This window comes from Streptomyces roseoverticillatus (genome assembly GCF_000719265.1).
Classification (GTDB): Bacteria; Actinomycetota; Actinomycetes; order Streptomycetales; family Streptomycetaceae; genus Streptomyces; species Streptomyces roseoverticillatus.
Window position 1 is genome coordinate 70,729 of the sequence record NZ_JOFL01000011.1, and the last position, 23,317, is coordinate 94,045.

General features: G+C 71.8%; 16 protein-coding genes. 7 read left to right on the plus strand and 9 right to left on the minus strand.

Annotation, left to right across the window (positions count from 1 at the left end; all coding sequences use genetic code 11):
• Positions 1–195: 195 nt before the first annotated feature.
• Positions 196–1,098 (minus strand): LLM class flavin-dependent oxidoreductase, encoded by a 903-nt coding sequence (locus IF61_RS0114500; RefSeq protein WP_030366784.1) that lies wholly within the window; start codon positions 1,096–1,098, stop codon positions 196–198.
• A 117-nt stretch (positions 1,099–1,215) separates the two neighbouring features.
• On the opposite strand from IF61_RS0114500, the gene IF61_RS0114505 reads away from it, so the two are divergent.
• On the plus strand, positions 1,216–2,106 hold the full coding sequence (locus IF61_RS0114505) for a Cof-type HAD-IIB family hydrolase (protein WP_030366785.1): 891 nt from the start codon (positions 1,216–1,218) through the stop codon (positions 2,104–2,106).
• 25 nt (positions 2,107–2,131) lie between these two features.
• Here the strand turns inward: IF61_RS0114505 and IF61_RS0114510 are convergent, their stop codons facing one another.
• The 6 genes from IF61_RS0114510 to hisC all read right to left on the minus strand — a co-directional run bounded on the left by IF61_RS0114510 (position 2,132) and on the right by hisC (position 12,949).
• The gene (locus IF61_RS0114510; protein WP_157848605.1) at positions 2,132–3,262 is read right to left on the minus strand and encodes a M23 family metallopeptidase; all 1,131 of its coding nucleotides are present in this window, start codon (positions 3,260–3,262) and stop codon (positions 2,132–2,134) included.
• 88 nt (positions 3,263–3,350) lie between these two features.
• Positions 3,351–5,039, minus strand: a complete 1,689-nt coding sequence (locus IF61_RS0114515) for a sensor histidine kinase (RefSeq protein ID WP_030366787.1) — start codon at positions 5,037–5,039, stop codon at positions 3,351–3,353.
• 94 nt (positions 5,040–5,133) lie between these two features.
• Positions 5,134–8,826 carry a thiol reductant ABC exporter subunit CydD gene (cydD, locus tag IF61_RS0114520; RefSeq protein WP_030366788.1) on the minus strand — a complete coding sequence of 1,231 codons (3,693 nt, stop codon included), beginning with the start codon at positions 8,824–8,826 and terminating at the stop codon, positions 5,134–5,136.
• Between the two features lie 41 nt (positions 8,827–8,867).
• Positions 8,868–9,875, minus strand: a complete 1,008-nt coding sequence (gene cydB / locus IF61_RS0114525; protein WP_030366789.1) for a cytochrome d ubiquinol oxidase subunit II — start codon at positions 9,873–9,875, stop codon at positions 8,868–8,870.
• A gap of 86 nt (positions 9,876–9,961) precedes the next feature.
• A complete protein-coding gene (locus tag IF61_RS0114530; RefSeq protein WP_030366790.1) occupies positions 9,962–11,539 on the minus strand; it encodes a cytochrome ubiquinol oxidase subunit I in 1,578 nt (525 codons plus the stop codon).
• A gap of 330 nt (positions 11,540–11,869) precedes the next feature.
• Positions 11,870–12,949, minus strand: coding sequence for a histidinol-phosphate transaminase (gene hisC, locus IF61_RS0114535; RefSeq protein ID WP_030366791.1), 1,080 nt, complete (start codon positions 12,947–12,949; stop codon positions 11,870–11,872).
• Between the two features lie 515 nt (positions 12,950–13,464).
• On the opposite strand from hisC, the gene IF61_RS0114540 reads away from it, so the two are divergent.
• From IF61_RS0114540 to IF61_RS0114550, 3 genes are all read left to right on the plus strand, one after another.
• Positions 13,465–14,574 carry a LacI family DNA-binding transcriptional regulator gene (locus tag IF61_RS0114540; protein WP_043189171.1) on the plus strand — a complete coding sequence of 370 codons (1,110 nt, stop codon included), beginning with the start codon at positions 13,465–13,467 and terminating at the stop codon, positions 14,572–14,574.
• 328 nt (positions 14,575–14,902) lie between these two features.
• A complete protein-coding gene (locus IF61_RS0114545) occupies positions 14,903–16,015 on the plus strand; it encodes a metallophosphoesterase (protein WP_397945282.1) in 1,113 nt (370 codons plus the stop codon).
• Positions 16,016–16,197: 182 nt separating this feature from the next.
• On the plus strand, positions 16,198–17,121 hold the full coding sequence (locus IF61_RS0114550; protein ID WP_030366794.1) for a hypothetical protein: 924 nt from the start codon (positions 16,198–16,200) through the stop codon (positions 17,119–17,121).
• Positions 17,122–17,160: 39 nt separating this feature from the next.
• Here IF61_RS0114550 and thiC read toward each other — a convergent pair whose 3' ends face one another.
• Complete coding sequence (thiC, locus tag IF61_RS0114555) at positions 17,161–18,921, minus strand: phosphomethylpyrimidine synthase ThiC (protein WP_030366795.1); 1,761 nt, start codon at positions 18,919–18,921, stop codon at positions 17,161–17,163.
• A gap of 186 nt (positions 18,922–19,107) precedes the next feature.
• On the opposite strand from thiC, the gene IF61_RS0114560 reads away from it, so the two are divergent.
• From IF61_RS0114560 to IF61_RS0114570, 3 genes are all read left to right on the plus strand, one after another.
• Positions 19,108–20,550 carry a YibE/F family protein gene (locus IF61_RS0114560; protein ID WP_078660242.1) on the plus strand — a complete coding sequence of 481 codons (1,443 nt, stop codon included), beginning with the start codon at positions 19,108–19,110 and terminating at the stop codon, positions 20,548–20,550.
• Between the two features lie 45 nt (positions 20,551–20,595).
• Complete coding sequence (locus IF61_RS0114565) at positions 20,596–20,796, plus strand: hypothetical protein (protein ID WP_030366797.1); 201 nt, start codon at positions 20,596–20,598, stop codon at positions 20,794–20,796.
• Positions 20,797–21,048: 252 nt separating this feature from the next.
• Entirely contained in the window at positions 21,049–22,659 is a 1,611-nt protein-coding gene (locus IF61_RS0114570; RefSeq protein ID WP_030366798.1) for an SPFH domain-containing protein, read from the plus strand.
• Here the strand turns inward: IF61_RS0114570 and IF61_RS0114575 are convergent.
• Positions 22,656–23,102: an SsgA family sporulation/cell division regulator gene (locus IF61_RS0114575; protein ID WP_030366799.1), complete on the minus strand. Its 447-nt coding sequence runs from the start codon at positions 23,100–23,102 to the stop codon at positions 22,656–22,658. The genes IF61_RS0114570 and IF61_RS0114575 overlap by 4 nt on opposite strands.
• Between the last annotated feature and the right edge of the window lie 215 nt (positions 23,103–23,317).

Sequence of the window (23,317 nt, forward strand, 5' to 3'; positions counted from 1 at the left end):
GGAACGCGCCCCCGGTGGTTGCCTATGCCCCGATTCTCCCTCTTCACCGATCGCGCGGGGAATCCTCGGTCGCGGAGGGATCCCCGGTTACGGAGGAAAGTACCGGTTACGGAGGAAATCGCCGGTTACGGGGAGGGTCCCCGGTCGTGCGGGGATCCCCGCGGCCCGGGGATCCCCGCACGATCACTGCTCCGCTCAGTCGGCGAGCTGGGCGAGCCCGTCCGTGGCGATCTTCTCGAAGACCGAGACGTCCGCCGCGAAGACCGAACCGGCGATGGGCCAGTGCACCACGATCTCGTCGATGCCGAGCTCCGCGTGCGAACCCGCGAAGTCGACGAAGGCGTCCACGGAGTCCAGCGGGCGGTCCGGGCTGAAGCCCGTCAGCATCGTCTTCCCCAGCTCCGAGACGTCCCTGCCCCGTTCCGCACAGGCCGCGCCCAGGCGCTCGATCTGGCCCGCCACGGCCGCCCGGGACTGCTCCGGCGTGCCGGTCTCGAACAGCTTCGGGTCACCCGTGGTCACCCACGCCTGCCCGTACCGGGCCGCGAGCTTCATGCCGCGCGGGCCCGTGGCCGCCACGGCGAAGGGCAGCCGGGGGCGCTGCACGCAGCCGGGGATGTTGCGCACCTCGAAGGCGGAGTAGTGCTCACCCTCGTACGTGACGACGTCCTCGGTGAGCAGGCGGTCCAGCAGCGGCACGAACTCGCCGAAGCGGTCGGCCCGCTCCCGCGGCGTCCACGGCTCCTGGCCGTCCTTCAGCAGTGCGGTGGCGTCGAAACCGGAGCCGCCGGCCCCGATGCCGAGCGTGATGCGGCCGCCCGAGATGTCGTCCAGGGAGATGAGCTCCTTGGCCAGGGTGACCGGGTGCCGGAAGTTGGGCGAGGTGACGAGCGTGCCCAGGCGTATCCGGGAGGTGGCGGCCGCGGCCGCCGTCAGCGTGGGGATCGCGCCGAACCACGGCCCGTCCCGGAAGGTCCGCCAGGACAGGTGGTCGTAGGTGTAGGCGGTGTGGAAGCCCAGCTCCTCCGCACGCTGCCAGGCGGCCCGGCCGCCCTCGGACCAGCGGCGGTCGGGAAGGATCACGGTGCTCAGTCGCATGACACCGAGCCTAGGCCGTGGGACCGGCGCACCCCCCGTGACAACGGACACACCCCCGGCTTGAACGCATGCGCGGCGTTGCGCACACCTGTGCGCCGCATATGCCGGTGGCCCACAATGGAATCCGTGACTTCAGCTATCGAGCAGCCCGAGACCTCCGCCGCACGGCGGCCCGCCGCAGTGCCCCGCCTGATCGCCACCGACCTGGACGGCACCCTGCTGCGGGACGACAAGACGGTCTCCGAGCGCACGGTGGCGGCCCTCGCCGCCGCCGAGGCGGCGGGCATCGAGGTCTTCTTCGTCACCGGCCGCCCGGCCCGCTGGATGGACGTGGTCAGCGACCACGTCCACGGTCACGGCCTGGCGATATGCGCCAACGGCGCCGCGGTCGTCGACCTGCGCGACGGCGCCCGCTTCGTCGACGTCCGTCCCCTGGAGCGCGCCGACGCCCTTGCCGTCGTGCACGCCGTACGCGCCGCCGCCCCGGGCTCCTCGTTCGCCGTGGAGCGCACCACGGGCATCCACTACGAGCCCGAGTACCCGCCGTTCTTCCTCGACCCGGACGCCCTCGTCGCCCCGGCGGAGAAGCTCCTGGCCGAGGACAGCGGCTATACCGAGCCGATCCTCAAGCTACTGGCCAGCCACCCCGGCCTCGGCCCGGACGAGTTCCTCACGATCGCCCGCACCGCGGCGGGGGACCACGGCTCCTTCACCCGGTCCAGCCCGACCGCACTGCTGGAGATCAGCGGCCTGGGGGTCAGCAAGGCCAGCACCCTGGCGCAGTGCTGCGCAGAGCGCGGCATCTCCCCGGAGGAGGTCGTGGCGTTCGGGGACATGCCCAACGACCTGGAGATGCTCGGCTGGGCAGGCACCGCGTACGCCATGGCGAACGCACACCCCGACGTGCTTGCGGTCACCGCCCACCACACCGCGGCCAACACCGAGGACGGCGTCGCCGCCGTCATCGAGCAGATCCTGGAGGCACGGTCCGCAGGAGGTCCCCGCTAGGGCTCTCCCGGCCGGTGTCCGGGGCCTACAGCCGCACCCCGCGCGCGTTCAGCCACGGCACCGGATCGACCGCCGATCCGAACTCGGGCGAGGTGCGGATCTCGAAGTGCAGGTGCGGCCCCGTGGAGTTGCCGGTCGTCCCCGACATCCCGATCCACTGGCCGGCGCGCACCTGCTGCCCGGGTCTCACGAACATCGCCGCCAGGTGCGCGTACTGCGAGTACCAGCCGTCGTCGTGCTGCACGACCAGGCTGATGCCGAACGCCCCTCCGCAGCCGGTCGCGACCACCGTCCCCGCCCCGATCGAGCGGACAGGGGTACCGGAGGGCACGGCGAAGTCCTGCCCGCTGTGCGTGCTCGCCCAGTTGGCGCCCACGCCGCCGAAGCCCGCGGTCAGCTGGTACGAGGTCACCGGGCGGGTCCAGCGACCGTTCGCCTGCGCCACGGCCTGGTCCTTGGCCGTCCCGCCGCCGGCGGCCGCGCGGTCGAGCGGGAGCGGGCTGCAGCGACCGCTGTCGATCGACCCCTGCGCCATGACATTGAGATCCGCCCGGGCCGCCGTGAGACGGGCCTCGGCGGCCCGCACGTGCGCCTGCAGCTGCTCCCTGTCCTTGTCGGCATTGACCTGTGCGGCGACCAGCTCCTGCTCCTCGGCGACGAGGCTCCGGCTCTTGCGGTCGTCGTCGTCCAGCATCCACGCCAGCCGGGCGCGGCGGCGCGCGTCGGGCAGCTGCAGGGCCATCAGATCGAAGGGGTCATCGGCCTCCGAATCGTCGGCAGGGACGGTGGTGAAGCCCCCCGTGCGGTACTGCGCCCGGGCGGCCGACCCCAGGTCCTCGCGCAACGTGTCCGAGACGGCCCTCCGGCCCTGCAACCGGCGGCCTATCTCCTGGGCCCGCGCCTCGTGCGCCTTGGCCACGTGCTGCGCCTCCTCGTACCGGTGCCGCGTCTCCTCGACCTCCCCGGCCAGCCGGAGCACCTCGGAGGTGACCCGGCTCGCGCGGTCCGGCGCGTGCACCGCTTCCGGCGGGCCGGAGCGGAGTGACGGAAATCCGAGCGCGCACACGCTGCACAGCACGCACAGGACGGCGAGGGCCGCAGCGCCGGCCTTCGGCAGCAGGCGCGGCCCGCGTATCGGTAGGCACAGGCGTCGCATGGACGCGATCTTGTCGCGTGTCCCGGGCGGGCGCGCCCGCTGAGGTCCGTTCGGTGGACCTGCTGCGGCCGGACGGGCGACGGTGCCCCTACAGAGGCGCTTCCCACACCACCCGGGTGCCGCCCCCGTCCTCCCCGAGCCCCGGCCCGTACGAGCTGGATCCGCCCAGCGACTCGGCGCGCTTGGCGAGGTTCCTCAGCCCGCTGCGCCGGCCGCCCTCCGGGATGCCGACCCCGTCGTCCGCAACGGTCAGCCGCACCGCGGGCCTGCCGTCCGGAAGAGTGACCGTGGCGTCGACGACCACCTCCATCCGGGACGCGCGGGCGTGCCGGAACGCGTTGGAGAGGGCCTCGCGCAGCGCCGCGATGAGGTTCTTGCCGGTGAGCTCCCCGACCTTCGCGTCGACAGGGCCGACGAAGTTCGCGGAGGGCTGGAAGCCCAGTGGCACCGCTGCCGTTCCCAGCTCGCGCAGGACGCGCGTACGGAGCCCCGCGGGCGCCTCGGCGGGCCCCTGCTGCAGCGCGAAAATGGCCGTACGGATCTCCTGGATGGTCACGTCCAGCTCGTCTACGGCCTGCCCGACCTTCACCTTCACGTCGGGGACGACGGCGTTGCGCTGCGCGCTCTCCAGCATCAGCCCGGTGGCGAACAGCCGCTGGATGACCAAGTCGTGCAGGTCGCGGGCGATCCGGTCGCGGTCCTCGTAGACAGCCAGCCGCTCGCGGTCGCGCTGCGCCTCGGCCATGACGAGGGCAAGCGCGGCCTGGGCGGCGAACTGGGCGGCGAGCGTGCGCTCGGCCGGTGTGAACCTGCGGGCGCCGCGCGCCCGCGGCGTCGCGAGCGTCCCGAGTACCCGGTCGCCGCTCTTGAGCGGCAGCAGCATGCTCGGGCCGAAGCGGGGCGCCACCTCCGTGATCATGCGGGGGTCGGTGGCGGAGTCGTCGATGAAGACCGGTTCGCCGGCGAGCAGGTGCGAGACCACCGGGCTGTGGGGCGGTATCACCGTCCCCAGCAGGCCGGACGGATCGTCGGCGGAGACGGCCACCATCTCCAGCCCGCCGTCGCCGTCCGGCAGCAGCACGATGCCCGCGGCCGAGTCCGCGAGGCGGCGCGCCTGCTCGGCGACGACCGACAGGGCGTCCTCGGCGTCACCGCGCGACAGCAGGGCCGTCGTGACAGCCACCGAACCGTCGATCCAGCGCATGCGCTGGCGCTCCTCGTCGTGCACGCGCGCGTTGCCGATCGCGATGCCGGCCTCCGTCGCGAGGATCTTCACCATGTTCAGGTCGGCGAGGCTGAACTCGCGGCCGCCCAGTTTCTCGGTGAGGTAGAGGTTGCCGAAGATCTCGGCCCCGACGCGGATGGGCACGCCCAGGAAGGTGCGCATCGGCGGGTGCCCCGGCGGGAAGCCGGCCGAGCGCGGGTCCGACGAGAGGTCGGTGAGCATCACGGGCGCGGGCTGGTGGATGAGCGCCCCGAGCAGCCCGTGGCGGCCGTCGGGGAGCGCGCCGATGCGCTCGTGCTGCTCCTTGGTCACGCCGTACGTGATGAAGTCGGCCAGGCCCTCACCGGTGGAGTCGATGACACCGATGGCGGCGTAGCGGGCGTCGGCGAGCTCGGCCGCTGTCCGCGTGATGCGGTCGAGCGTGCTGTGCAGCTCAAGGCCCGTGCCGACCGAGCGCATGGCCTCCAGCAGCTGCGGGATGCGCGCGGTGAGCTCCGTGGACATGCCCTGGAGGCTGCGGGTGGCCTCCGTGGCGATGGCCAGGGGGTCCATCGGGCCCGGCCCGCGCCCGGGCGCACCGGCCCGTCCGGGGCCGGCGGCGTCCCGCGGGCGGGGGGCGTCTGCCGTGGCTGCCATACCCAAGAGCCTAGTAAGCCCCATTTGTCAGGGAAAGCGCTTGCGGGCGGGTGTCCGCCCCGGCGTCCGCCACGGCCTCGCGCTCCAGCATCCGGCGGAACGGCCCGTCCACGCCCGCCAGCGCCTCGTACGGGCCTTGCTGGACCGTCCGGCCCTCCTCCAGCACGATCACCTCGTCGACCGCCTCCAAGCCCGTCAGCCGGTGCGTGATGAGCACGGTCGTGCGCCCCTCCGTGGCCGCCAGCAGATCGGCGGTCAGCGCGTCCGCGGTCGGCAGGTCGAGGTGCTCGGCCGGCTCGTCGAGCACCAGCACGGGGAAGTCCGCGAGCAGCGCGCGGGCGAGCGCGAGCCGCTGCCGCTGCCCGCCGGACAGGCGTGCCCCGTGCTCCCCGACCAGCGTGTCGAGCCCCTGCGGAAGCCCGTCGACCCACTCCAGGAGACGCGCCGACCGCAGGGCTTCGCGCAGATCGGCCTCACTCGCCTCCGGCCGGGCAAGGCGCAGGTTCTCGCGCAGGGAGCTGTCGAAGATGTGCGCGTCCTGCGCGCACAGCCCCACCAGCCGGCGCACCGCTTCGCCCGCCATGGGCGCCGTGTCCCTGCCGGCGAGGGTGTACGCGCCGGACTCCGCGTCCAGGAAGCGCAGCAGCACCTGCGCGAGCGTCGTCTTGCCGGCTCCGGACCGGCCCACCACGGCCACTCTGCGGCCCGCTCCGAGCTCCAGGCCGAACTCCTCCAGGGCAGGGGCGGGCTGCCCCGGGTAGCGCACCGTCAGGCCTGTCAGCCGCAGCGGGAACGGCGTTCCGGGCGCGTCGGCCGTCCCCTCCCGTACGGGCAGAGAGGCATCCAGCACCTCGTACACGCGCTCCGCCGAGCGCCGTACACGCTGCCGGTACTGCACCGCGAGCGGGAGACCTGCCACCGCCTCGAACGCGGCCAGCGGGGTCAGCACCACCACGGCCAGCCACAGGCCGTCCAGCCGGCCTGTGTACACCGCCGTCACTCCCGTCCAGGCGGCAGCAGCCACCGTCAGCCCGCACGTGAGGGCGGAGAGGCCCGAACCGAGCGCCGTGGCCGCCGCGGCACGCCGGGCGATACCAGTGAGCCGGCCGTCGGCCGCACGCAGTCCGGCCAGCCGCTCCGGCAGGGCACCGGCCACGGTCAACTCGTCCGTACCGGCGAGGACATCAACCACCTGGACGGACAACTCGCCGCGGGCGGGCGCGGACTGCCGCTCCGCGCGCCGGGCGACCGCTCCGGACAGCAGGGGCACGGCCACGCCCGCGACCAGCAGCCCGAGGGCGAGCACGAGACCGGCCTCCGGGAGCAGCCAGGCCGTGAAGCCGACGGCCGCGCCGCCCACGAGGACGGCCGAACCGACCGGCAGCAGCCAGCGCAGGAAGTAGTCCTGCAGGGCGTCCACGTCCGCCACGAGCCGGGACAGCAGGTCGCCCCGGTGGGTGTCGCGCAGCCCGGCGGGCGCCAGGCGCTCCAGCCGCCGGTACACCCCGACGCGCAGGCCGGCCAGGGCCCGCAGGACGGCGTCGTGGGAGACCAGGCGTTCGGCGTAGCGGAAGACGGCGCGCCCGATGCCGAACGCGCGGGTCGCGGTGACGGCGACCATCAGGTAGAGCACGGGCGGCTGCTGCGAGGCGCGCGAGATGAGCCAGCCGGACACGGCCATCAGCCCCACGGCGCTGCCGAGGGCCAGGGCGCCCAGCAGCAGTGCCAGGGCGAACCGCGCCCGCAGGGGGCGCCCGGCGGCACGCACGCGCCCGAGGACGCCGGGAGCCCGCGGGGCGGGCGGGACCTCGGCCGGCTCGTCGGCGGAGCCGGCCGGTGCGAGGCTCCCGGCCCCCGAAGCCTGCACTTCCGAACCCTGTACTTCCCGGTCCTGCGCTTCCAAGCCCCGCGCTTCCGAGCTCTGCGTTTCCAGGTCCTGCGTTTCCAGGTCCTGCGATTCCGGGCAGGGCGACGCCGGGCAGGGCGATTCCGCGCCCCGGACCCCGGAGCCGAGCGGTCCCGGCTCATCGGTGCGCTGCGCCGGCACCGCTTCCGGCCCGGCTGCCGGACCGGCCAGCCGTACCGTCCGGTCGGCCACGGCGAGCAGCGCCGGCCGGTGCACGACCATGATCACGGTGCGCCCGGCAGCCAGCCTCCGGATCGCCTCGACGACCGAGGCCTCGGTCTCCCCGTCCAGGTTCGCGGTCGGCTCGTCCAGCAGCAGGACCGGCCGGTCGGCAAGGAACGCCCTTGCCAGCGCGAGGCGTTGGCGCTGCCCGGCGGAGAGCCCGGCTCCGTTCTCGCCGAGCCGAGTGTCAGTGCCGTGGTGCAGCATGGTCACGAAGTCGAACGCACCGGCTGCGCGCAGTGCGTCGTGCACCTGTGCGTCCGTGGCGCCGGGCCGTGCCAGTCGTACGTTCTCGGCGACCGTCCCGGCGAAGAGACGGGGTCGTTGCGGGACCCAGGCCACCTGGTCCCGCCAGCTTTCGGGGGAGAGCGATGCCAGATCCGTACCGCCCACGAGCACCCGGCCGGCGGCCGGGCGGGCGAAGCCGAGCAGCACGTTCAGCAGGGTGGTCTTACCGGAGCCGCTGGGGCCCACGAGCGCGACCGTCTCCCCGGCCCGGACCTCGAACGACGTCTCAGGCAGGGAGGGTTCGGCCCGCCCCGCGTGGCGCACCACCAGCCGGTCGACGGTCAGGGCGGCCCGCCGGGCGTCGGGGGCCGGAGCGGTCCCCGACGCGGCCGGCTCGGTCTCCAGGACGGCGAAGACCTCGTCGGCGGCCGCCAGGCCCTCGGCCGCCGCGTGGTACTGCGCGCCCACCTGCCGCAGCGGCAGATAGGCCTCGGGCGCGAGCACCAGCACCAGCAGTCCGGTGTACAGGCCGAGTTCACCGTGCACGAGCCGCATGCCGATGCCGACGGCGACCAGCGCCACCGACACGGTCGCGAGGAGTTCGAGGGCGAAGGAGGAGAGGAAGGCGATGCGCAGGGTCCGCAGGGTGGCCCGCCGGTAGTCGGCGGTGATCGCCCGGATCGACTCGGCCTGCGCCTTGGCCCGGCCGAAGACCTTGAGGGTGGGCAGTCCGGCGACGACGTCGAGGAAATGCCCGGACAGCCGTGACAGCAACCGCCATTGGCGGTCCATCCGCGACTGGGTGGCCCAGCCGATGAGGACCATGAAGAGGGGGATGAGCGGCAGCGTGAGGACGATGATCAGCGCGGAGACCCAGTCCGCGGAGACGATACGGGCGAGGACGGCGACGGGGACGACGACCGCGAGACCCAGCTGGGGCAGGTAGCGGGCGAAGTAGTCGTCGAGCGCGTCGACGCCGCGGGTGGCGAGCGTGGTGAGCTCGCCGGTCCTGCGCGCGTCCAGCCAGCCGGGGCCGAGCCGGGTGGCGCGGGTCAGCAGTCGGTCCCGCAGCTCGGACTTGACCGCCGCGCTCGCGCGGTGCGCGGCGAGTTCGGTGAGCCAGGACACGGCGGCGCGGCCTGCGGCCACGGCGGCCAGCAGCGCGAGGGCCGTGCCCAGGTCTCCCGCGGACCGTCCGTGCTGGAAGGCGCCGGTGACGATCTCCGCGACGAGCATCGCCTGGGCGATAACGAGGCCGGCGCCCGCCAGCCCCAGTGCGACGGAGGCGGCCAGGAAGAAGCGGGTCGCCTTGGCGTACCTGAGCAGTCGGGGGTCGACGGGCTTCATGCGCCTGTCCTCCGTCCGTCGTCGCTGGGGGTCCGTGCGCCCTAGTGGGCGGCGGGCGCCGGGATGTGCTGCGTGCCGATCCGCTTGCGGAAGACCCAGTACGTCCACGCCTGGTAGCCGATGATCAGGGGCGTCATGGGCACCGCCACCCAGGTCATGATCTTCAGCGTGTACGGGCTGGAGGCGGCGCCGGCGGCGGTCAGGCTCCAGGCCGGGTTCGCCGAGGAGGGCATGACGTCCGGGAAGAGCGCGAGGAAGACCAGCGCGAAGGCCGCGGCGACCGCCACGCCGGAGCACGCGAAGGCCCACCCCTCGCGCCCGTAGTGGTTCATGACCAGCGCGGCGGCCAGCGCCGCCACGGCGACGATCAGGGCGGGCAGGCTGCGTCCGTTGCCGGACTCGATCTGCGTCCAGCCGAGGAAGGCCACGGCGAGCACGCCCGAGGTCATCCCCAGCACGGTGGCGCGGGAGCGGGCCCGGTCGCGGATGTCGCCCACCGTCTTCAGCGCGGCGAAGACCGCGCCGTGGAAGGTGAACAGCACGAGGGTCAGGAGGCCGCCCAGGAGCGCGTACGGGCCGAAGAGGTCGGCGAGGGTGCCGGTGAAGTTCTTGTCCGGCCCGATCGGTACCCCGCGCACGATGTTCGCGAAGACGACGCCCCACAGGAAGGCGGGCAGCAGCGAGCACCAGAAGATCGCGTGCTCCCAGTTGCGCTGCCAGCGCTCACCGCTGCGCTTGTGGCGGTACTCGAAGGCGACGCCGCGCACGATCAGGCAGACCAGGATGGCCAGGAGGGGCAGGTAGAAGCCGCTGAACAGGGTCGCGTACCAGTCGGGGAACGCCGCGAAGGTCGCGCCGGCCGCCGTGATCAGCCAGACCTCGTTGCCGTCCCAGACGGGACCGATCGTGTTGATCAGCACCCGGCGCTCGGTGCGGTCCCGGGCCAGCAGCTTGGTCAGCACGCCTATGCCGAAGTCGAACCCTTCGAGGAAGAAGTAGCCGGTCCACAGGACGGCGATCAGCAGGAACCAGAAGTCGTGGAGGTGCATGGTCGGTTCTCCGTTCCGTTCCGCCGCGTCGGCAGACGAGGGCGTCGGACGAAATCGTCGGTCGGCGCGTCAGGTCGGTCGGCGCGTCAGTAGGCGAAGGTCATCGGCTTGTCGGCGTCCTCGGGGCGGTCGGCCGCGCCGCCGGAGGGCAGCCGCAGCCGCGGGTCCTTCGCGGGCGGCTTCTCGTCGGTGTCGGGTCCGGCCTTGCCGTACTTCACGAGCAGCCTGACCTCGACCACGGCCAGCACCCCGTACAGCAGGGTGAAGACGCCCATCGAGGTGAGCACCTCGGCCTGGCTGACACCGGGCGACACCGCGTCGGCGGTCTTCATCAGGCCGTAGACGCCCCAGGGCTGGCGGCCCATCTCGGTGAAGATCCAGCCGAAGGAGTTGGCGATCAGCGGGAAGCCCATGGTCAGGATGCCGATCCGCCACGACCAGGTGGTGAAGAACGGGCTCATCTCGCGGTTCTTGGTCAGCATCAGGCGCGGGACCTCGGTCTCGCCCGTGCGGTACTCGGGCGCGAGCCAGAACTTCTTGCGGGTGGTCCACAGCCCGATCAGCCCGGCGACGAAGGAGGTCATCCCGAAGCCGATCATGAGCCGGAAGCCCCAGAAGGTCATGAAGATGCTGGGGATGTAGTCCTCCGGCTTGCCGCCGTACTGGGCGGCCTCGCGGGCGGCGATGTCGTTGATGCCGGGGACGGCCTCGGAGAAGTTGTTGTGGGCGAGGAAGGAGAGCAGGCCCGGGATCTCTATCTCGACGCTGTTGTGGCCCTTGGTGACGTCGCCGACCGCGAAGACCGAGAACGGCGCCGGCGCCTTGGTTTCCCACAGCGCCTCGGCCGCGGCCATCTTCATCGGCTGCTGCTCGAACATCACCTTGCCGAGCTCGTCGCCGCTGACCGCGGTGCCCAGACCGGCGATCACCGCGACCACGAGGCCGGTGCGCAGCGAAGCTCGCATCGCGCCGACCTGGCTGCGCTGCTTCTCGCCGAGCTCCTCGCCGCGCAGCTGCTTGCGCTTGGCGCGCCACAGGTGGAAGGAGGCGATGCCGACGATGAAGGCGCCACCGGTGAGGAAGGCCGCGGTGAGGGTGTGGAAGACGACGACGAGGGTGGTGTTCTGCGTGAGCACGGCCCAGATGTCGGTCAGGTGCGCCTTGCCGGTCGCCTTGTCGACGGCGTAGCCGATGGGGTGCTGCATCCAGGAGTTCGCGGCCAGGATGAAGTACGAGGACAGCAGCGTGCCGACGGCGACGATCCAGATGCAGGCACAGTGGATCTTCTTCGGCAGCTTGTCCCAGCCGAAGATCCACAGGCCGATGAAGGTCGACTCGAAGAAGAAGGCGAGCAGGGCCTCCATCGCGAGCGGGGCGCCGAAGACGTCGCCGACGAAGCGCGAGTAGTCCGACCAGTTCATGCCGAACTGGAACTCCTGCACGATGCCGGTGACCACGCCCATCGCGATGTTGATCAGGAAGAGCTTTCCCCAGAACTTCGTCGCGTGGAAGTACTTGTCCTTGCCCGTGCGGACCCAGGCGGTCTCCAGCCCGGCGGTGATCGCGGCAAGGCTGATCGTGAGCGGGACGAAGAGGAAGTGGTAGACGGTCGTGATGCCGAACTGCCAGCGGGCCAGCGTCTCAGGAGCCAAAGCCAGATTCACTCGGTCTCTCCTTGCCTGTCGCATCGCCGGCAACACAGGTCTCCGGCGTTATGCACCTGTATGCCCCAGGTAAAGCAGGACAATAGGGCGCGCTTGTGAACGCGTTCACATTCACAAGCATTATGACGCACCAGCTTTTCGGACAACTCAGGGGGGTACCCCCTTCGGCCCTAGTGCGGCCCCGGCACCCGGCCCCGCGCCCTGTGTCCCGCCCCGCGCCCCGCGCCCCGCCCTGACGCACGGACGCCGCACACCCCCGTCAGGGGCGTGCGGCGTCCGTCGCGCATTGCCTGCTGGTCAGTCAGACCTGCTCGTCGTCAGACCTGCCGGTCAGAGCTCCTTGCGGAAATCCTCCGCCACCCGCAGGAAGATGTCGTTCGCCTCGGTCTCACCGATCGTCACCCGCACGCCCTCCCCCGGGAACGGCCGCACGATCACACCGGCCCGCTCGCACGCCCCCGCGAAGTCGAGCGTCCGCTCGCCCAGCCGCAGCCACACGAAGTTCGCCTGGGTCACCGCCGGCGTCCAGCCCTGGGCCGTCAGCCCCTCCACGACCCGCGCCCGCTCCGCCACCAGCGCGTCGACCCGCTCGCGCAGGGCGTCCTCGCTGCGCAGCGACGCGACCGCCGCCTCCTGCGCGATGTGGCTCACGCCGAACGGCACGGCCGTCTTGCGCAGCGCCGCGGCCACCGGCTCGTGCGCCACGGCGAAGCCCACCCGGAGGCCGGCCAGGCCGTACGCCTTGGAGAAGGTGCGCAGCACGCAGACGTTGGGCCGGTCGCGGTAGAGCTCGAGGCCGTTGGGGAACTCGGGGTCGCGGACGAACTCGATGTACGCCTCGTCGAGCACCACCAGGATGTCGGAGGGCACCCGGTCCAGGAAGGACTCCAGCTCGGCCCGGTGCACCACCGTGCCCGTGGGGTTGTTGGGGTTGCAGACGAAGATCAGCCGGGTCCGGTCGGTGATCGCCGCCAGCATCGCCTCCAGGTCGTGGACGTCGTCACCGGTCAGCGGGATCTGCACCGGCGTGGCCCCGGAGACCTGGGTGATGATCGGGTACGCCTCGAAGGACCGCCAGGCGTAGATCACCTCATCGCCGGGGCCGGCCGTGGCCTGCACCAGCTGCTGGGCCACGCCCACCGAGCCGGTGCCGGTGGCGAGGTGCGCCAGGGGCACGGAGAAGCGCTCGGCCAGCTCGGCCATCAGCCCGGCGCACGCCATGTCGGGGTAGCGGTTGAGGGAGCCGGCCGCGGCGACGGCCTGCTCCAGCACGCCCGGCAGCGGCGGATACGGGTTCTCGTTGGAGGACAGCTTGAACGCGACCGGGCCGTCGGCGGCGGCGGGCTTGCCCGGCTTGTAGGTGGGCACGTCGTCCAGCGCGGCGCGCAGCTTCGGGGTCTTCTCGGTCACCGCAGGTCCTCCACGAATAGCGGACATGAATACTGCACACCTTAAGAGGATTCACCGGGCCCGCGTCCAGAGACGGGAGTGAGCCCGCCCACCCGGCTTCCCACCGCCCGCCCACCGGAACCGGAGATCCCGCCGGCCCGGAAGCCTGCCTGCGGAACCAATCGGACGCCTCACTGCCGAAACAGCCGGAAGCAGTCGGAAGCAGCCGGAAGCCTCCCCGTGGAAGCGGCCCGAAGTCTCTCCCCGGAAGCAGGGGGGAGCGCTTCCGGAAATGCCGCACGCCGGTGGCGGGCGCCGTGGCGCGCATCCCCCATGAAGGTGAGTTGAGACCTCTTCGAGACCTGGACCATTCACCAGGTGCGGATATGCCACAGGCCAACGGCCTACCGTCAGCACCCACAACTGGCTGCGTTTCCATGGTCATTGAAGGAAATTCCTCTTGCAGAAACGTCTCTGTCAACAGTCAAATATGCCGCCCTGCCAACGGACCACCCGAGCCCTACTATCGGCTCGCCATGACAGCAGCAGGGAAGCATCAGGTGAGCCGGGCGGAACCATCCCGCAGGGGCAGCCGGCATGGACGCGCGGGCATCCGCGACGTGGCCGCCGCCGCCGGGGTTTCGATCACGACCGTCTCCGACGCGCTCAACGGCAAGGGCCGGCTACCGGACGCGACCCGCCGCCATGTCCGCGAGGTCGCCGACCGGCTGGGCTATCGCCCGTCCGCCGCGGCCCGCACCCTCCGTACGGGCAAGTCGGGGCTCATCGGCCTGACCGTGACCACGTACGGGGATGAACCTTTCACCTTCACCGAGTTCGCCTACTTCGCCGAGATGGCGCGAGCCGCCACCTCCGCCGCGCTGGCCCGCGGCTACGCCCTGGTCATCCTCCCGGCCACCTCCCGCCACGACGTCTGGTCCAACGTGGCCCTCGACGGCACCGTCGTCATCGACCCCTCCGACCACGACCCCGTGGTCTCCGACCTCGTCCGCCAGGGCATCCCCGTCGTCTCCGACGGGCGCCCCGCCGGCACGCTGCCCGTCACCGCCTGGGTGGACAACGACCACGAGGCCGCCGTCCTGGGCATCCTCGACCACCTCGCCGCCGCCGGCGCCCGCCGGATCGGCCTGCTGACCGGCACCAGCACCGACACGTACACCCGCCTGTCCACCCACGCCTACCTGCACTGGTGCGAGCGGATCGGCCAGGACCCGGTCTACGAGAAGTACCCCGCCCACGACCCCTGCGCCGGCGCCGTAGCGGCCGACCGGCTGCTCGCCCGCCCCGACCGGCCCGACGCCGTCTACGGCCTCTTCGACCCCAACGGCACCGACCTGCTGGCCGCCGCCCGCCGCTACGGGCTGCGCGTCCCGGAGGACCTGCTGCTCGTCTGCTGCAGCGAGTCCACGGTCTATGCCACCACCGAGCCGCCCATCACCACGCTCTCCCTCAAGCCGCGGCGCATCGGCACCGCGGTCGTCCAGCTGCTCATCGACGCCATCGAGGGGCTGGACACCGGCCGGCCGGTCGAGCAGGTGATACCGACCGAGCTGATCGTCCGGACCTCGTCGCAGCGCCGCCCGCCGCGCACCACGGTCAGCGCGCCGCGCGGCCCCGCCGTCTGATCCCCGGCGCGCCGGGCACCGGAGATCCCGGTGCCGCGGCGCCCGGCACGACACGGCGGTGCCCGTCGGCGGGCGGTCAACGCGCCGTTCGCCGCCTCCACCGCCTTCACCCGGCCGCCGGGAGGGCGCTCGGGGGGCGCACAGCCCCCGGGCGAATGGCTCAATTGGGGAGAAAAACCCGTCGTGCGCACTCTCCTGCCCCGATTCGCGGCCCCTGGTGCGTCACAAGCCGCGACGGTCATTCCTATGATGGGCGCACGACACCACGGACCGCCGTCGACCAGGCAAGGTCCACAAGGTGCACGGCGGCGCGATGGTGGAGGGGTCGATGACTCAGGGGGCCGGTCAAGGACCCGCGGCACGGCACACGGCGGGCATCCCGCCCTTCCCCGGCTACGCCGCGCCTCCCGCGGCCTCCGGCCCCGTGTCGCCGTACACCCAGTCCGCGCCTCCTGTGCAGCCGCCCATGGACGCTCCCGACGGCTACACCCCGACCGCGCGCGACCTGCCGGTGATCGGCCGTGCCGCCCGCCAGGCGCTCCCCCAGGACGTCCCGACGGTCGAGCTGACCCCGCTGACCGAGCCGCACCCGCCGGCGCCGCAGCACCCCGCCCTGGGCCCGCTCTACGTCGTGGGCGACGTCCACGGCTATCTGGACGAGCTCTACGAGGCCCTCCAGGCCGAGGGGCTGATCGACGAGAGCGGGCGCTGGGCGGCCGGCAACGCCCGCCTGTGGTTCCTCGGCGACTTCACCGACCGCGGCCCCGACGGCGTCGGGGTGATCGACCTCGTCATGCGGCTGTCGGCCGAGGCCGCGGCCGCCGGCGGCTACTGCAAGGCCCTCATGGGCAACCACGAGCTGCTGATCATCGGCGCGAAGCGGTTCGCCGACACGCCGGTCAACTCCGGCGCCGGCACGGCATCCTTCCAGGCGGCCTGGCTGCTCAACGGCGGCCAGCGCTCCGACATGGAGCGCCTGGAGGACCACCACCTGCAGTGGATGTCGCGGCTCGACGCCATGGCGAAGGAGGACGGGCACCTGCTGGTGCACTCCGACACCACCGCCTACCTGGAGTTCGGCGACTCCATCGAGGACGTCAACGACGCGATCACGGAGGCCCTGCAGCGCAACGACCCGGACGAGGTCTGGGACCTCTTCCGGAAGTTCACCAAGCGCTTCGCCTTCCGCGACGAGGAGGCCGGCCCGATGGCCGTGCGGGAGCTGCTGGACACCTACGGCGGTGGCCGGATCGTGCACGGCCACAGCCCCATCCCGTACCTCCTGGGAGAGGTCGGCACGGAGGACGCGGACGCCGAGGACGACGGAGCGCCGCTGGTGAACGGCCCGCACCTGTACGCGGACGGGCTCGCCCTCGCCATGGACGGCGGCGTCACGATGGCCGGAAAACTGCTGGTCGTGCAACTTCCGCTGGCTGACTGAGGGTTCAGCGGGCAGACGGACGGGCAGGTAGGGAGTTCCACCGCCGCGGGGGTAATTCGGGAAACACGCTGTCACCCCGCACCGGTACGGCTCTACCATCGGCTTATCCGTAGCAGGCTCTCCTCCGTTTCCGCCCACTGCCCGGTGTAAGCCGGCTACACGGCCCTACGGAGCATCGGGGGATGCACATGAACAGCGCTCCGCATCTGCTGGCCGAGGACCGCCCGGAATTCGAGCGGGTTCTCGACCAGGCGCTGCGTACCGCGAACCATGACCCGGAACTTGCCGCTGCGATAGGACAGCGGCTCAATACAGAACAGCTGCGCGAGATGGCCCTCGGCTCCGTGTCCGCCATCACGGCTTGCGCGGCGGTCGAATACCAGAACTATGTAAGGGCGCGCGACGTACTGCGCGCGCTCTCCACCACGGCACGCCCCCAACCCGTAGGCGCCGGGGGCGCTCCGGATGACGAAAGCGCTCCCTCCGGTGCGGCCGCCCCCGCCGCACCGGACGACGAGCCGGAAGAGTCCTCGGGCGCGGGTGCCGGAGCGGTGCTCGCCGTACTGGCGCCGGTCCTCGCCGGGATCGCCGCGCTGATCTTCCTGGCCATCGGCTACGTCCTGCGGTCCATCGGGTCGGACACCGCCGTCGCGGACCCGATGATCAGCGTGGGCTGGTGGTTCGCCGGGCTCACGGCCGCCGGCGTGTTCATCGCCATGGTCGGCATCGTCCTCACGGCGGTGCGCAACGGCTCCTCCGGCGGGAGTGATGCGCGAGGGGTGCACGTCCAGGAGGACGCCGAGCGCGCCAGAGAGGCATGGCGGCAGGCCCTGATCCACCGCGGGCTGCTGCCCTTTGTCCGCGATGCCCTGGCCAATGCTCCCGGAGGCCCGGTCCCCCGCCCGGGGCCGGGCGCCGGCCCGGATCCGTCCGCCTCGTGCGTCCCCGGACGCCGGGAGGGCAACGGCCGCACGCCGCAGCTGGGGTACTCGCGGCCCGGCTTCACCAGCCCCGACAGCGATTCGTCTCCCGGCAGCCGCGCCGGCTACACGAGCCCCGACTTCACCAGCCCCGACTACGGCGGCCCGGACCACCACCCGGAGTGAGGGTCCGGGCGGCGGTCCGGGGGATCCGGGTGCCTGCGGTCAGTCCGCGATCGGCAGGTAGACGCGGTTGCCCGCCGCCGCGAACTCCTTCGACTTCTCCGCCATGCCGGCCTCGGGGTCGACGGCCAGGTCACCGCCGTGCTCGCGCCGGATGTCCTGCGAGATCTTCATCGAACAGAACTTCGGCCCGCACATCGAACAGAAATGCGCGGTCTTCGCCGGCTCGGCGGGCAGCGTCTCGTCGTGGAAGGCCCGCGCCGTCTCCGGGTCGAGGGCCAGGTTGAACTGGTCCTCCCAGCGGAACTCGAAGCGGGCGTCCGACAGCGCGTCGTCCCACTCCTGCGCCCCCGGGTGCCCCTTGGCGAGGTCCGCGGCGTGCGCGGCGATCTTGTAGGTGATCACACCGGTCTTGACGTCGTCCCGGTCCGGCAGGCCCAGGTGCTCCTTGGGCGTGACGTAGCAGAGCATCGCCGTGCCCCACCACGCGATCATCGCGGCGCCGATGCCGGAGGTGATGTGGTCGTACGCGGGTGCGACGTCCGTCGTCAGCGGGCCGAGGGTGTAGAACGGCGCCTCCTCGCAGATCTCCTGCTGGAGGTCGATGTTCTCCTTGATCTTGTGCATCGGGACGTGGCCCGGGCCCTCGATCATCGTCTGGACGTTGTGCCGCTTGGCGATGGTGTTGAGCTCGCCGAGCGTCTTCAGCTCGGCGAACTGCGCCTCGTCGTTGGCGTCCGCGATGGAGCCGGGGCGCAGGCCGTCGCCGAGCGAGTACGTCACGTCGTAGGCCGCGAGGATCTCGCAGAGTTCCTCGAAGTTCTCGTAGAGGAACGATTCCTTGTGGTGGGCCAGGCACCACGCGGCCATGATCGAACCGCCGCGGGAGACGATGCCGGTCTTGCGGCGGGCCGTCAGCGGGACGTACCGCAGCAGCACGCCCGCGTGCACGGTCATGTAGTCGACGCCCTGTTCGGCCTGCTCGATGACCGTGTCCTTGTAGATCTCCCAGGTGAGCTCCTCGGCCTTGCCGTCGACCTTCTCCAGGGCCTGGTAGAGCGGCACGGTGCCGATCGGCACGGGGGAGTTGCGCAGCACCCACTCGCGCGTGGTGTGGATGTTGCGGCCGGTGGAGAGGTCCATGACGGTGTCGGCGCCCCAGCGGGTGGCCCACGTCATCTTCTCCACCTCCTCCTCGATGGAGGAGGTGACGGCGGAGTTGCCGATGTTGGCGTTCACCTTCACCAGGAACTTCTTGCCGATGATCATCGGCTCGATCTCCGGGTGGTTCACATTGGCCGGGAGAACCGCCCGGCCGGCCGCGATCTCCTCGCGGACGGTCTCGGGAGAAACGTTCTCCCGGAGGGCCACGTACTCCATCTCCTCGGTGATCTCACCGCGGCGGGCGTACGCGAGCTGGGTGACGGCCTGTCCGCCACGGCCCCGGCGGGGCTGGCGCGGACGGCCCGGGAAGACCGCGTCGAGGTTCTTCAGCCCCCCGCGCGGCGACGTGTGCTTGATGCCGTCGTCCTCCGGGCGCATCGGGCGCCCGGCGTACTCCTCGGTGTCACCACGGCCGATGATCCAGTTCTCCCGGAGCGGCTGGAGGCCGCGCCGGACGTCCGTCTCGATCGCCGGGTCGGTGTACGGGCCGGAGGTGTCGTACAGCTGTACGTCCTGCCCGTTGGTGAGGTGGACCCGCCGAACCGGCACCCGAAGGTCCGGACGCGAGCCGGTCACGTAGTCCTTGTGCCAGCCGATCTCCCGGCCGGTTTCGGACGTGCGTGCATCCTGCGAGGTCATGAGACCAGAACTCCCTACGCCGGCATTACCCGGTAACAGGTTCGGCGGTCGACGCAGCGATCATCCGTACGAATCTCCGTACGGAGGTCAGCGCCCTCTCAGCCCGGTGCTCCGAGCTCCCGCGATTGCAAAGGTGCCACCACGCTAGCGCCTCTCCCGTACGGAGGACCAGGGGGGCTTGCGATGATGCGGGGCGTGACCCCCACGGACCAGCATTCCCCCGCCCACCCCCACGAGCCCGGCCCTCCGGCCGCGCACGAGCATCCGCCCTCCCCGGCGCACGGCCACTCCCACGCCCACAGTCATGGCCACAGCCACAGTCACGGCCCCGCCTCCCCCGTCTCCGCCCACCTGCGCAAGGTGATCGGCGCGATCCTCATCCCCTTCGCCGCCGCGGTGCTCACCGGCCTGGTCGTGCTGTGGCCCGGCGGCGCGCCGCCGCACGAGCACTCCGGGCTCGGCCTGGACCAGAAGACGGAGTCGGGCCGCGTCGTGAAGATCGAGGAGCTCGACTGCGCGAAGGCGGGCGCACAGCCGCAGCAGCCGCCGCCGGAGGCGCAGGGCGGGCCGGGCGGACCTCCGCAGGCGAAGGGCCCCTGCGAGAAGTCGGAGATCGAGGTCACCTCGGGCCCCGACAAGGGCCGGACGTTCACCGAGCTCGTCCAGCCCAGCGCCTCCCGGCACTACACGGTCGGCCAGGAGGTCGTCCTCGCGTACGCCCCCAAGGCGCCGAAGAACCTGCAGTACTCGGTCACCGACGTGGACCGGACACTGCCCATGGCGATACTCGCGGCGGTGTTCGCCCTGGCCGTCGTGGTCGTCGGACGGCTGCGCGGAGTCTTCGCGCTGATCGCGCTGGCGATCAGCTTCGGGGTGCTCACGCTGTTCATCCTCCCGGCGATCCTGCAGGGCTCCGATCCACTGGTGGTCGCCGTCATCGGCGGCAGCGCGATCATGCTGATCGCGCTCTACATGTGTCACGGCCTGACCGCCCGGACGTCCGTGGCCGTGCTCGGGACGCTCACCTCGCTGATGCTCATCGGCCTGCTCGGCTCGCTGTTCACCGGCTGGGCCCACCTGACGGGCAACACCGACGACCAGACCGGGCTCGTGCACGGCCTCTACCCGGAGATCGAGATCCGCGGCCTGCTGCTCGCGGGGATCATCATCGGTTCGCTCGGCGTGCTCGACGACGTGACGGTGACGCAGACCTCCGCAGTGTGGGAGCTGAAGGACGCCGACCCGAGCGCGAGTTGGCGCAAGCTCTACGGGGCGGCCATGCGCATCGGCCGGGACCACATCGCGTCGGTCGTGAACACGCTCGTGCTGGCGTACGCGGGTGCCTCGCTGCCGCTCCTGCTGCTCTTCTCGATCGCCGACAGCGGGGTGGGGACGGTCGCGACCAGCGAAATCGTGGCCGAGGAGATCGTGCGGACCCTCGTCGGCAGCATCGGGTTGGTCGCCTCGGTGCCGGTGACGACCTTGCTGGCAGCCCTCGTTGTCAGTGCCGACCGGCACAATGCGAGTACGGGGAAGGGTGCCCGCCCGGGCACCGCGGCCCGGAGTGCCGGTGCGCGAGCAGGCGGGCGCGGCAAGTCGAAGGGGGGCAGGCGCCGGCGCGCCAAGTGACCGAGCAGCGCCGGGCCGGGCGATCGCGCAGGGGGGAAGCCGCAGGTGGTCGGCGAGCAGGGCAGGGTGACGGGCATGGTCGGGCCGGGGCTGGTCGGCGAGGTGATGGTGCGGGTCCGCGGCGGGGCCGAGGCCTTCCTGGCCTACGCCGTGGAGCCGGGGGAGCGGATAGAACGCGGAACGGTGGTGGTGATCATGGAGTACCAGCCGCCGCGCACGGTCTATGTGACCTCCGCCTACGGGTGATGACAGAGGGCATGGCGCCTGCTGGGGGCATGGCGTCGGCAGGGGGAGGCGCCTGCTTACGGGTGGGGCAGCCGGGGCAGAAGGGGCATGAGGGGCGCTGCACCGGCCGCATAACCCTGCTGTGTCACGCCCGTGCACACCTCTCGTATCAGGACCGTGCCAAGCCGCGTCCGGGTCTTCACCACCGGCTCGCGCGGGAGCACACTTTCGAGCTCGGGTCCCGTCGCGGGGCCCATAAGGGGGGCTGGACGCATGATCATCGGCGTCGTGGCGGGGGTCGTCCTCGTCGCTGCGGCCATCGTGGTCGGGCTGTTCAAACTGATGTGGCGGGTTGCCGAGCCCAATGAGGCGCTCGTCATCTCCGGTTCCAAGCACCGCACCGAGGGCCTGGAGGAGGGGATGGGGTTCCGGATCGTCACGGGGCGGGGGACCCTCGTGCTGCCCGGGGTCCAGGTGGTCCGGAAGCTGTCGCTCGACCTCAACGAGGCCGATCTCCATGTGGATTGTGTGACCAAACAGGGCATCCCCCTGAAGGTCCACGGTGTGGTCATATTCAAGGTGGGCGACGACTTCGTGTCGATCGCCAACGCCGCCCGGCGCTTCCTCGACCAGCAGAAGTTCATGGGCGAGCGGGTGCACAACGTCTTCGCGGGCCATCTGCGCTCGATCGTCGGCGGTCTCACCGTGGAGGACATGATCCGCGACCGGGAGCGGCTGACGGGCGAGACCCGCGCCGCCTCGGGCACCGAGATGGAGAAGCTCGGGCTGATCATCGACTCGCTGCAGATCCATGAGATCCAGGACCCCACCGGCTACATCAAGAACCTGTCCGCGCCGCACGCCGCGGCGGTGCAGCGGGACGCCCGGATCGCCCAGGCCGAGGCCGACCGGCTGGCCACGGAGGCGGAGCAGCAAGCCGCGGCCCGGATGGCGCAGGCCCAGCGCGACTCCGAGATCCTGCAGGCCGGCTACCAGGCCGAGCGGGACAGTGCGGCGGCGAAGGCGCGGCAGGCGGGGCCGCTGGCGGACGCCGCGGCCCAGCAGGAAGTCGTGGTCCAGGAGACGCGGGTGGCCGAGCTGGCGGCGCACCGGCGGGAGCAGCAGCTCCAGGCGGACGTGCGCAAGCCCGCGGACGCGGCGGCCTACGAGAAGCGCACCTTGGCGGAGGCGGAGCGCGATGCCCGTATCTCCGCGGCCCAGGCGAAGGCCCGGGAGACGGAGCTGGCCGCGGCCGCCGAGGCGACGCGCGTGAAGGCGGCCGCCGGTGCCGAGGCCGAGGCCACCAAGGCGCGCGGCGCCGCGGCGGCGGATGCGACCCGGGCGACGGGTGAGGCCGAAGCGGCGGCCGCGCGGGCGAAGGGGCTGGCGACGGCCGAGGCCGCCAAGGCGCGGGGCCTGGCGGAGGCGGATGCGATCAAGGCACGGGCGGCGGCCCTGGCGGAGAACCAGGAGGCGGTGGTCGCGCAACAACTGGCCGAAAAGTGGCCCGAGATCGTACGTGCGGGGGCTGAAGCCTTCGGAAACGTTGACCACATGGTGCTGCTCAACGGGGCCGACGGGATGTCCGAGATGTTTGCGAAGGCGCTGACGATGGGGGGTACGGGGCTGGGCCTGGCGCGGCAGCTGCTCACGGCCATGGGCACGGCAGGAGCGGCGGGCGCGGCGGACGGATCGGGCGGGCCCGGGGGGAGCGGTCGCGGTGTCCCCGGCGCCGGACAGGCCGGCGGGAACGGCGGCTCGGGGGAAAACGGCAGCTCAGGGGCGCTGGGGGCCGGGACGACGCCGAAGGGCGCACCCCCGCGCGCTGAGCGGGTGCCGGTCCGGGACGAGGGCGGCGCCGGCGGAGGCATGACGGGCCGCTAACCGGCGTTCTGCCCCTCGGTGTTGCCGGCGAGGATGTTGTCGAGCGCCGCGGCGAGGTCGTAGTCGAAGTCGGCGACCGACCGCTCCTCGCCGAGCGGGGCGATGCGGTCGGTCCGGTCGAGGAACGCCACGAGGGGCGCCGCGCCGGCCCGGAACAGGGCCCCTTCTGAGCCCACTTGCAGCCGGATGAAGACGTCCGAGAGGTGCTCGGCGGAGGCGGGGGCGATGTGCACATCGCCCTCGCCGGACGGCTGACTGAGCCCGTCGAGCAGCAGCTCCCGTGCGAACGCCCAGGTCACGGGCGCGTCGCCGGGAAGGTGGAAGGTGAACTTCACCGCGTAGGGATCACTGCTGTCGTAGTCCAGTCCCACCGGGATCCGGAAGGACAGCTCCTCGGAGACGAGGAAGGTCATGATCACTTCTGCCTGAACCGTTTCACGCATCGCCCAATGCCCCGTATTCGTCGTTTTGGCCGGGATTGGCTCCTCGCGCCCCTGAACGCCATCGCTCGACGGCATCCACAGATCACGAGGAGTGAGTCTTCAGCTACCGATAGAGATCGAGACTGAGCTTACGAGCTCTATGACTCTGGAGCGTAGCGACTCGACTACGGGGCGGAGTCGTTCCGGGGGATTCAGGGCAGAGAAATTGCCAGAGC

Bases quoted from the DNA above. Each gene is read 5' to 3' on its own strand.
- IF61_RS0114500 (WP_030366784.1), bottom strand. From the start codon at position 1,098: ATGCGACTGAGCACCGTGATCCTTCCCGACCGCCGCTGGTCCGAGGGC.
- IF61_RS0114505 (WP_030366785.1), top strand. From the start codon at position 1,216: ATGGAATCCGTGACTTCAGCTATCGAGCAGCCCGAGACCTCCGCCGCA.
- IF61_RS0114510 (WP_157848605.1), bottom strand. From the start codon at position 3,262: ATGCGACGCCTGTGCCTACCGATACGCGGGCCGCGCCTGCTGCCGAAG.
- IF61_RS0114515 (WP_030366787.1), bottom strand. From the start codon at position 5,039: ATGGACCCCCTGGCCATCGCCACGGAGGCCACCCGCAGCCTCCAGGGC.
- cydD (WP_030366788.1), bottom strand. From the start codon at position 8,826: ATGAAGCCCGTCGACCCCCGACTGCTCAGGTACGCCAAGGCGACCCGC.
- cydB (WP_030366789.1), bottom strand. From the start codon at position 9,875: ATGCACCTCCACGACTTCTGGTTCCTGCTGATCGCCGTCCTGTGGACC.
- IF61_RS0114540 (WP_043189171.1), top strand. From the start codon at position 13,465: ATGACAGCAGCAGGGAAGCATCAGGTGAGCCGGGCGGAACCATCCCGC.
- IF61_RS0114545 (WP_397945282.1), top strand. From the start codon at position 14,903: ATGACTCAGGGGGCCGGTCAAGGACCCGCGGCACGGCACACGGCGGGC.
- IF61_RS0114550 (WP_030366794.1), top strand. From the start codon at position 16,198: ATGCACATGAACAGCGCTCCGCATCTGCTGGCCGAGGACCGCCCGGAA.
- thiC (WP_030366795.1), bottom strand. From the start codon at position 18,921: ATGACCTCGCAGGATGCACGCACGTCCGAAACCGGCCGGGAGATCGGC.
- IF61_RS0114560 (WP_078660242.1), top strand. From the start codon at position 19,108: ATGCGGGGCGTGACCCCCACGGACCAGCATTCCCCCGCCCACCCCCAC.
- IF61_RS0114570 (WP_030366798.1), top strand. From the start codon at position 21,049: ATGATCATCGGCGTCGTGGCGGGGGTCGTCCTCGTCGCTGCGGCCATC.
- IF61_RS0114575 (WP_030366799.1), bottom strand. From the start codon at position 23,102: ATGCGTGAAACGGTTCAGGCAGAAGTGATCATGACCTTCCTCGTCTCC.